Annotated in this window: 4 protein-coding genes and 4 pseudogenes; 4 read left to right on the forward strand and 4 right to left on the reverse strand. The window is 59.5% G+C overall.

Translation table 11 applies throughout. The features are described from left to right. Nucleotides 1-376: 376 nt before the first annotated feature. The 3 genes and pseudogenes from AAFO90_RS22930 to AAFO90_RS22940 form a co-directional block, all read right to left on the reverse strand. Nucleotides 377-829 (reverse strand): annotated as a pseudogene (locus AAFO90_RS22930) (transposase); the annotation flags it as partial. Between the two features lie 269 nt (nucleotides 830-1,098). Further along, nucleotides 1,099-2,136, reverse strand: a complete 1,038-nt coding sequence (locus tag AAFO90_RS22935) for an IS110 family transposase (RefSeq protein ID WP_347510913.1) — start codon at nucleotides 2,134-2,136, stop codon at nucleotides 1,099-1,101. Between the two features lie 76 nt (nucleotides 2,137-2,212). Then, nucleotides 2,213-2,944, reverse strand: a pseudogene (locus AAFO90_RS22940) (IS256 family transposase); the annotation flags it as partial. Here AAFO90_RS22940 and AAFO90_RS22945 point away from each other — a divergent pair. Both AAFO90_RS22945 and AAFO90_RS22950 read left to right on the forward strand, forming a co-directional pair. Continuing rightward, nucleotides 2,945-3,553, forward strand: a pseudogene (locus tag AAFO90_RS22945) (IS21 family transposase); the annotation flags it as partial. Next, a pseudogene (locus AAFO90_RS22950) lies at nucleotides 3,552-3,830 on the forward strand (ATP-binding protein); the annotation flags it as partial. The pseudogenes AAFO90_RS22945 and AAFO90_RS22950, both read left to right, overlap by 2 nt. A gap of 293 nt (nucleotides 3,831-4,123) precedes the next feature. Here the strand turns inward: AAFO90_RS22950 and AAFO90_RS22955 are convergent. Then, entirely contained in the window at nucleotides 4,124-7,735 is a 3,612-nt protein-coding gene (locus tag AAFO90_RS22955; RefSeq protein ID WP_347510914.1) for a DEAD/DEAH box helicase, read from the reverse strand. A 710-nt stretch (nucleotides 7,736-8,445) separates the two neighbouring features. On the opposite strand from AAFO90_RS22955, the gene AAFO90_RS22960 reads away from it, so the two are divergent. Together AAFO90_RS22960 and AAFO90_RS22965 are read left to right on the forward strand one after the other, a co-directional pair. Further along, on the forward strand, nucleotides 8,446-9,111 hold the full coding sequence (locus AAFO90_RS22960; RefSeq protein ID WP_347510915.1) for a hypothetical protein: 666 nt from the start codon (nucleotides 8,446-8,448) through the stop codon (nucleotides 9,109-9,111). Nucleotides 9,112-9,194: 83 nt separating this feature from the next. After that, on the forward strand, nucleotides 9,195-9,449 hold the full coding sequence (locus tag AAFO90_RS22965) for a transposase (RefSeq protein WP_347510916.1): 255 nt from the start codon (nucleotides 9,195-9,197) through the stop codon (nucleotides 9,447-9,449). Nucleotides 9,450-9,530: the final 81 nt, after the last annotated feature.

The raw sequence follows: 9,530 nt of genomic DNA on the forward strand, positions 1-9,530 counted from the left end.
GTGTTCGCGATACAGCCGAACACCGCGCTCGCGAAACTCGGCTGTGTACTTCGGGGTGTGCTTCTTCTGGTCCATAGGGTTCATCCTTTGAGAGTTTTACTCTCCGGTAAACCCGGGGCGGTTCATCGACGACCTGATGCCGTGGGCCTACGCCCACCAGATTGAAGGCTCATAAGGATCTCGTCTCGTAGTCCCTGACGAGCTCCCGACAGCCATCCGCTTCAACCCTCCGCGACACCGCGAAAGCAAAAAAAACAATGGGGCGTGGCCGCCGCTTACGTACATCGAGTTCTTCGAGCAGCCAATCGGCGTCGAACGCCTTGTCGGCCAAGAGAGCACCGGAGACTGTGCCGAATTTTGTGCGTGACGCGTCTTCTTACGCCATCGGGAAGCGGTCTTCGAACATGATGGCGAGCTGCGATCTGACAGCGTGCCATTCGCGGACCGAACGCTTCCACTCGGTGGATGTAGCATTGAGCGCCAGATAGATCAATTTCGCCGCTGCTTCGTCGCTTGGAAAGTGGCCTCGGGTTCTGACGGCTCGGCGGATCTTCGAGTTCAAGGCCTCAATGGCATTCGTGGTGTAGATCAGTCTGCGGACCTCAGGTGGGTAGTCGAGGAACGGGATGACCTCGTTCCAAGCACGCCGCCAACTTGGTGCGATAGCCGGATACCGCCTGGCCAGATCGCTGTCCTCGAACTCAGCCAGAGCCAGTTCTGCCGCTTCGGCGTCCACGGCCGTGTAGATCGCCTTGAGAGCGGCGGCGACGGCCTTGCGGTCCTTGTAGCTGGCAAAGCTCATGGAATGGCGCAGCAGATGGACGATGCATATGTGGACAGCCTCCCGCTTACAAGACATCTCGGTAAATATGGACTGATCGCTTGCTTTCATATGTCCGGCCTTTGAAGTGCGATCTCGACTAATCGCTGGCCAAGATGGTTTCCGCTGCTCAAGTTCCAAACAAGTCTGCGGCATATATTTGCCATTGCATCGTATGGAATGCCGTGAGCCCGGATCGATCAAATCCATCTACCGTTGTCTTGCAAGTTCAATTTCAGCCCGGCAGCAAGAGTATTACGTGCTTCGGCTGAACCTTGTTACGCCCTTACATCTTGATAGGCGCTGCGTGGCTCGTACGATTGCCCCGACACCATCAGTTTCCAGGCAATTCGGGCGATTTTATTGGCAACAGCTACTGCCACGAGCTTGGGCGGCTTCCGGCTCAGCATATCCAGAAGCCAAGGGCTTGCATACTTGCTTCGCCCGGTGCGGACATGCCGTAACAGCGCCGTCGCACCTGCGACAAGCACGCTTCTCAAAGCTTCGTCGCCAGCCCGCGTAATCTTTCCGGTTCGCGTTTTGCCGCCTGTTGAATGATCCCTCGGTGTGAGCCCCATCCATGCTGCAAATTGTCGTGCGGATGCGAACAGCTCGGGAGCGGGCGTTTTCATGGTGAGTAGCGAGGCGCCGATCAGGCCAACGCCCGGGATCTCAGCCAGACGGCGTGCGCGTTCGTCTGCACGGTGCCACTGCGAGAGTTGCGCTTCGGTTTCGGCGATCTCTTCTGCCAGCTGCCGGTAGATTTTTCCCTGCGTCGCAAACAGCGCCCGGGCAAGTTCAGGGACGGAGTGATCGACAGAGACCCGATCGAGAAGTTTCTCGATCCTACAGATACCCTGGGCAGCAACAACGCCAAATTCGGCCGCGTAACCGCGAATGGAATTTGCCACCTGCGTCCGCATTCGGATCAGGCGTTCGCGCACTCCGACCAGCATCAGAGCTGCCTGCTGTTCCGGTGTCTTTATTGGCACGAATCTCATCGTAGGCCGACTCATCGCCTCACAAATGGCCTCCGCATCTGCGGCATCGTTCTTTCCGCGCTTGACGTAAGGTTTAACCAATTGCGGCGCGATCAGTTTGACATCATGGCCATAGGAGGTCAGCAGCCGCGCCAAGTGGTGGGACGCCCCACAGGCTTCGAGCGCCACCCTGGTCGGCGGCATTTTTTGGAAGTACATCATCATATCCGTTCGCCGCAACTTTTTGCGCAGCACCGGCTTCTCGGCGGTGTTCACGCCGTGAAGCTGAAAGACGTGCTTTGACGTGTCGATCCCAACTCGAATTAGTTTTTCCATGGACGGTCTCCCTCATGTGGTCCTTGATAACCTCATTGTGGCACATTGTGGTGCCGTGGGGAGGCTGTCCACACCAACAGGTCTGAATCCGCGTTTGGGGAAAGGCCGCCTCGATGGCCTGGGGGAACCCCTTCAGCCCGTCCACGACAGCGATCAGGATGTCCTGGACGCCGCGATTGCGCAGGTCGCTGAGAACCTTGGCCCAGAACTTCGCGCCCTCATTGGCCTGAAACCACAGGCCCAGAACGTCCCGCGTGCCGTCGGGCAGCACCGCGAGCGCCACGAAGACCGCCTTGTTCGAGACCGCCCCATCGCTGCGGATATTGATCCGGATCGCGTCCATGAAGACGATCGGATAACAGGGTTCGAGGGGGCGGTTCTGCCAAGCGGTAACTTCCTCCATCACCGCGTCGGTGATCGCGGAAATCAGGCTGGGCGAGGCCTCTACGCCGTAGATTTCCTCGATATGGCCCTGGATTTCGCGGGTGGTCATGCCGCGGGCATACATGCTGACGATCTTGCGGTCGAACTCGGGGAAGCGCCGCTGATATTTGGCGATCAGCAGCGGATCGAAGGTGCCGTTCCGGTCGCGGGGGATGTCCAGAACCACCTTGCCGCTGTCGGTGGTCACCGTCTTCTGGCTGCTGCCATTGCGCCGATTGGGGGCCTGGTTCTGGCCCTCGGGCGCATCCTCTGCGCGCTCTTCATTGAGATGAACGTCCAGCTCCGTGCTCAGCGCACGCTCCGCCAGCGCCTTGGTCAGTTCCGCCAGGATGCCAGTCTTGCCAAACAGGGGGCATCCACACACGACAGCCTGTCGGCGGCTTTCAAGAATCTGGAAAAATCCACCCAGGCGGACCTCACCGACCGCGTCGATACCCTGTACCGCCATTACGGCATGACGCCGACGCGCAACAACAAGGGCGTTGCGCATGAGAACGGCTCCATCGAAAGCCCCAATGGTCATCTGAAGCGCGCCATCGAGGACGCGCTGGTCATGCGCGGCTCGCGCGACTTCGAAAACCTGACGGCCTACCGGCGCTTCATCGACGAGATCGTGGGCCGGATCAACGCCCGCAATGCCAAGCGTATCGACGTGGAGCGCGCCAGCCTCAAGCCTTTACCCGCCCGGCGCACAACGGATTACGAGGAGGTCACACTGCGCGTCACCTCCTCCGGTGGTTTCACCTTGCGCAAGGTGTTCTACACCGTACCATCTCGGCTGATCGGACATCAGCTACGGGTTCGGCTCTACGATGACTGGCTGGAGCTGTTCCTCGGGGGCAGCTCCCTGATGACGCTGCCGCGCGGTCGGGCATCGAGCAGCGGAAGCCATGGGCACGTGGTCAATTACCGCCATGTCATCCATTCCCTGCGCAAGAAGCCCATGGCACTCATGGGGCTGGTCTACCGGGATCACCAAGGATCAGGCCGAGACCAGCGTGCTCTTCGAACTCATCAGCGCGAGATACGAACGGCGCTCCATGTTGATCACCGCCAACCAGCCCTTCGGAGAATGGAATACGATCTTTCCTGAACCGGCCATGACACTGGCCGCCGTCGACAGGCTCGTTCACCATGCCACCATCTTCGAGATGAATGTCGAAAGCTACCGGCGCAGAGCTGCCAAAAAGGCAAAGGGGCCGGGACGGCCTGCTCAAAGAGCTACACCGGCCAACGTCAAAGCTGATTGACGCGCCGCGACAATCAAAAACACAAACCACTTGATCGCGGCTGAAAAGACCGTCATCGTAACTCTCGTCGCGACCAAGGAGTCTCATCCTGATTGACGCGCTCTTCTCATCCTGATTGTCGCGCTACAGGCAACACTGGGAGATCGAGTGACGGCGGTGCGGGCGGGGCTTCAATTCCACACCGTATGTGCCCGATGATGGCAGTTGTCCCCTTATCGAGTATGACGTGCTTCCCGCAAACTGATGTATCGCGCACCAAGCGGACCGGGAACTCCCCGATATTGAACTGACCTTTAGGTTGCTAGGGGCGCAAACAAGTCCTGCAATGTGGCCTCATCGAGCAGCGTCTCTGACGCCCCGCCTTCCTTATCGAACAGAGCGTCCGCCAGCGCCTGTTTGCGGGCCTGCATGTCGAGGATCTTTTCCTCAACCGTTCCGGCTGCCACAAGGCGATGGACGAAGACAGGCTTATCCTGACCAATGCGATGTGCGCGGTCCATGGCTTGGCGTTCCACCGCAGGGTTCCACCAGGGATCGTATAGAATCACCGTGTCAGCCTCGGTGAGCGTAAGGCCTACGCCCCCGGCCTTCAGGCTGAGCAGGAAGACCGAGGCATCGCCTTGGGAGAACGCCTCAAGCACCTCCGACCTATTTGTCGTCGAGCCGGTCAGCGTCAGAGACTTGACCCCGTCTTGGTTCAGATCGTCCTCGATCAGGCGCAGCATCTCAACGAACTGCGAGAACACCAATACACGCCGACCTTCAGCCACGAGTTCCGACAGCAGAGCCCGCAGCCGTTCGCGTTTCGCGCTATCAGACACGTTTTTGGCCGCCTTCGTTTTCACAAGGCTTGGATCGCAGCAAACCTGCCGCAGTTTGAGCAAGGCATCGAGCACCGTGATCCGCGCCCTTGCCAGGCCCCGATCGGCGATCGCCTTGCGGACCCGTTCGTCCATCGCGCTCCGCACGGCCTCATAGAGCGCCTGTTGTGACTTCGGTAGGTCCACACGCTCGAGAATTTCGGTTTTCGGGGGCAGTTCCGCGGCCACCTCTTCCTTGGTTCGCCGCAACAAGAATGGCCGCAGCCGGCGGTTCAGCCGCGCCTGTGCGGCCGCATCCCCATGCTTCTCGATTGGCGTGCGGAACAGCGACGTGAACTTCTTACGATCACCCAGCAGGCCAGGGTTGACCCAGTCGATCAGGGTCCAGAGATCCTGCAGGGAGTTTTCCAGCGGCGTTCCGGTCAGCGCAACACGGCCAGTCGCAGGGATATCTCGCAGGCTTTTTGCCATTTGAGACGCGGGGTTCTTTAGCGTTTGTGCCTCGTCGAGAATAATCAGGGGCCACAGTTGATCTGCCAGCCAATCGGCATCACGGGCCAAGAGCGGATAGGTCGTTATTACGAGGTCAGCCTCTAACGCCTCTTCCCGGCGGTTGGCGCGATCCGGGCCATGCAAAACTACCAATTGCAGATCGGGCGCGAACTGAGCCGCTTGGCTTTGCCAGCCGTGCAAGAGGCTCGTGGGCACAATCAAAAGGGCGGGTCCTGCTGCCCCAGCTTCGCGGCGGGCCTGCAGCAACGCCAGCGTCTGGATTGTTTTGCCCAACCCCATATCGTCTGCAAGGACTGCGCCAAACCCGGCCTGCAGCAGGGTACCCATCCACGCAGCCCCAAAGGCCTGGTAGTCGCGCAGGTCTGCGTTCAGGCCAGCGGGGGGATCAAAGGCCTCGGCCTTTGACAGGGCGTCCAGGCTGCGCGCCAGGGGCACGATACCGGCCTTGTCGGAAAACGTGACGCTGCTCCCTGCAAGTGCTTCCTCTGCCAGGCGAGCGACTGTGGCATCCGATGGATGCAGGGCTCCGAGTTCTGCGTGGTAGCTGAGCACCAGATGCAGCAGAGGCGCCAAGGGGCTCAGGTCGACACCAGCGTAGCGACCTTTTCCGAGGTCCAGGTAGGACGGTGTCGTTTCCTGGTATTCCTGCAGCTCTTCTACGCTTGGGACGTCGTCCCAGTCTTCACGGAACTGACGCAGGAACGCCGTGACGAGCGGTGCCACGTCATACGCTTTACCGTTCACCTCGGCTTGGAAGCCCAGCGAGAACCAGTCATTGCCCTGAAAAGCCTCACCGGCCGCGCGCTCGGTTTGCACCGCCAAGTCCGCCGGGGTCTCGTCCACCTTGAAGGGCCAGCGGTTTGTGACCTCCACCTCCCAGCCCTCTGCTTTCAGTTGCGGCGCGACCCGGAATGCGAAATCAAGCGCGTCCCGCTCACGGCAGATCTCCAGCGTGTGCATGCTGAGTTCACCGTCAGCGAAGGCGTAGTCGCGCTTGTCGAGGCGATCTGTCGCCCAGTGCATTTCCAACTCACCGATTGGAATGGCACCGGCGTGCAGCACGCGGCAATCACAGGCGCGTTCCCACTCACGGTCGCGCGGTAGCGTGATCAACTCGTCATCTTTAAACAAGACCGGATCAGGATCCTCACCTCGGACTTCCTGTCCGTCGTACACAAACGACAGGTCGACTGTGGGAAGCTGGATAGTCTCTGCCCAGCGATCTGGCCCATCAAGCGCAGCCTCACGTCCGAGAACCAGTTTGGCCACGCGACGTTCGGCCTCTCTCTGGATCGTTTTGATCGCTCGCGGCTTTGGCAGCGGCAGACCAGCCATTTCGGCCGGGAGTGCCGCGCTCAGCGCCTTGGCCTGATGCGGCGCAATCTCGGGGCTCGCTTCGACAATGGCCAAGGCGTCCGAGGTGAGCGCCGTGGCAATTTCACCAATCAGGCTGGCAGTCTCATCCACCCAGATGGAGGCGCCTTGGGCGCTGTAAAGCTGAAGCGGCGCTCCGGTTGAATTGGAGAACGTGAGCTTCTGGGTCCCATCCGGCAACACGGCCCAGGTCAGGCCCAGCTCTGGCCGGTCCTCCGACCAGGTCAACACCGCATCTGGGTCGTTGTCCGACAGAAGCCGCCCCGTTTCAGCAATCTTGCGAAGAAGATCGACGATCTCGGGGCCTGTGGGTCTGAAAACGTCAGGATAAGTCGCCCCATAGTCGTAGCCGTGGCGCTGTTGCCATAGTCCGGCTTTGCCCAACGCCGCCAATAAATCCTTGTCGATGGGGCGAATGAACTTTGCAGGTGCGATGCCGCGCAAAGCGTTGTATGCGTCGTAGCGAGGCATGGATTTGTTAAACCCAGTACCGGCAGCGTTTATGCGCCCCTTGAACGTAGCGATGGCAAGCTGCTCCCGCCAAGGCGTCAGGACATATAGCAAGCGATCCTTGATGGTCGCGGGGTATGCATCCGGGTCAAGTTCGACTTCTTCCGGCACCAACGTTGTCTTCTCAACGCGGTGCAGCCACTGGACAACGGAGGGGGCTAGCTTCGGGGTTGCCTGCGCTGGTTTTGTGGTGGGCTTGGTATCTTGGAACCGACCTGAGGCGATAAGAACTGCCGCCACATGTTTGCAATTCACGTTCATCGGGCAAGAGCACACACCCGCAATGCCGCCGTGCCTAAAGCCGATGAATTGTTTGTAGCGCTTACCACGGCCATTTGAGACCTGCGACAGGATAGACCCGTCATTATCGACCTCGCATTTTACCACCAGCCCTTGGGCCGCATAGTGGCGGCCTCGTTCGAGGGTCGCATCGTCAAAGGCGTCTTCAAATCGGATATTCATGCATTGAGCATATACGCTCCCTGAAAATATGAAAACAGGCTCGCGTCGCAGAATGGAGATGAAACCAAGGCACCTAGGAGACATGGCGCCCCCCGACTTCATGGCTACGAGCCGCGCTAGGTCGAGCGAATGACCGCTTGTTTCGCTCTGAGGCGAACCTTTCGCACCCGCAGCGAAGGACCGGAATCCGCCCTGCCTGTCGAATGCTGCGGCGCCGCGATTCATCCGCGCCATCCACCCCTGGGACCACTTTGAAGTCGTAATTTCATGAGATCATAGTTCTCCAGTAATTGTACAGAGCACAGGAGGGGCCGCCGGGGCGGCAAGGTGGGCCATAGGGGCCCGCAAAGACACCGCATGGCGCGGTGCAAAGGGGGCTAAACGAGACATCGGAACTGAATAAGCTGATGACGCCGGGTCATCACGAGCGGAACGGATTACGCGACTACCGGGTGTCGCCGAATTTGATTTTCGACATTGAACTGATGCGGGTCTTGCATCATGCGGCCCCACTACTTACGCTTGCCTCTCACAAACGTTTCACAAAATGGTGGTTCCGACCTCCATGAGACAGGAACACAATTGTTTCTTTTCAGCGCGTTACGGCGAGAGGGAAAACTTAGGTCCGTTCCCTACCGCCGGAGCCAATTTTCACGTAAGTGTCTGATCTCAGTAACTTTCCCCTTCGGGGGTTCGTTACTGTGACACCAGACTGTGACACCGCTGCGGCGGTGTTTTCGGGTCGGTCTCCTTTCTGGAGCCCGAAAATGACCTCCCTCCCCCATCTGACCTGCCGAGACGGCGTCTATTACTGGCGACGCAAAGTCCGGCCTCAATCCACAAGAATCGCAGACCTTAGGGTCTCGTTGCGCACCACAGACCGCGTCAGGGCGACTATATTATCCCGTGTGTTGAGCGCAGAGAGTGAGCCGATCATGGCAGCCTTGGAACAGGATAGGATCACGCTGGAAGAAGCCCGGCGGTATTTGCAGCACGTGGTGAAAACCCACGTCACGGCACAGAATGATCTGCGACAAGACCTCCGCTTCCGCTACGGGTCACCGCCCTGCGAGCTGGAGCGACAGATCACCTCCAGTACGACTGAAACCTGGGACATTCTGGCGGAGCAGGGAATCGGGGCCACGATATCCGAGCAGGTCGAGCACGATATGATCGCTAAAGGCCGCAGTCGGGCCGAGGTGGCCATGCTCCGGCTGGTCCTCGACGGTTACGCCCGACCTATGTTGCGTTGCCATGTCGGCGCAGATCGCAGGGCCGCCGAATTCGAGATGGTTAACGGGCGTCGGATCAACGGAGACCGTGAAGCCGTCCAACTGCTCGAGCTTTTCATTGAGGGCATGCGCGCGGCCAACGCCACGGTGGCCACCCCGCCCGCTCGGGCGCTGGCGTCAGACGTTGTGGACCAGTTCGATCCGGTCCAAGGCACATTCTCGCAAGACGATGAGCAAAGGGAAGCACCGAGTTCGCCTGATCCCGTAACCGCGTCGACAGTGATCGATGCTCAGGCAAACAAAACCCGCGCAGTGATCCATGAAATCATGCCGGCTGAACAGGACGACTCCGAGCTCGATCCGTCGTAAGCGCCGTCCCGTTCCCATTGATTTCATAGATTCCGTTCCGCGCCGAATTTTCCGACATGTTTCCCATCACAGTGGAGGCGAACATGGCAGATGGTATTGGCTTTGTGGGGCAGTGCGCAGTTGTCGAACGGCGTCGGGGGCACCGGCGTTGGCCGGATGATGTGAAGGCGCGGATTGTGGCCGAGAGTTTTCAGCCGGGCGCGCGGGTCGTCGATGTTGCCAGACGGCATGACATCATTCCGCACCAGCTTTCGGATTGGCGCCGTCTGGCGCGGCCCATAGCGGTCATTACTCAAGGAAAGTCTGAAAAACCTCGTGCTCTGAGCGGGTTGCGGTAGACTGAGCGGGACCTTGAAGGATGCCCGCCGATGCCCAAACAGCCCGCCTTTCCTGCGCTACGCCAGTCAATGAAGAAGAAA

It is taken from the genome of Phaeobacter sp. CAU 1743 (genome assembly GCF_039839315.1).
Taxonomy (GTDB): Bacteria; Pseudomonadota; Alphaproteobacteria; order Rhodobacterales; family Rhodobacteraceae; genus Phycobacter; species Phycobacter gallaeciensis_A.

Coding starts and splice junctions, on each gene's coding strand:
- AAFO90_RS22935 (WP_347510913.1), bottom strand. CDS start 2,136: ATGGAAAAACTAATTCGAGTTGGGATCGACACGTCAAAGCACGTCTTT.
- AAFO90_RS22955 (WP_347510914.1), bottom strand. CDS start 7,735: ATGAATCGCGGCGCCGCAGCATTCGACAGGCAGGGCGGATTCCGGTCC.
- AAFO90_RS22960 (WP_347510915.1), top strand. CDS start 8,446: ATGGCAGCCTTGGAACAGGATAGGATCACGCTGGAAGAAGCCCGGCGG.
- AAFO90_RS22965 (WP_347510916.1), top strand. CDS start 9,195: ATGGCAGATGGTATTGGCTTTGTGGGGCAGTGCGCAGTTGTCGAACGG.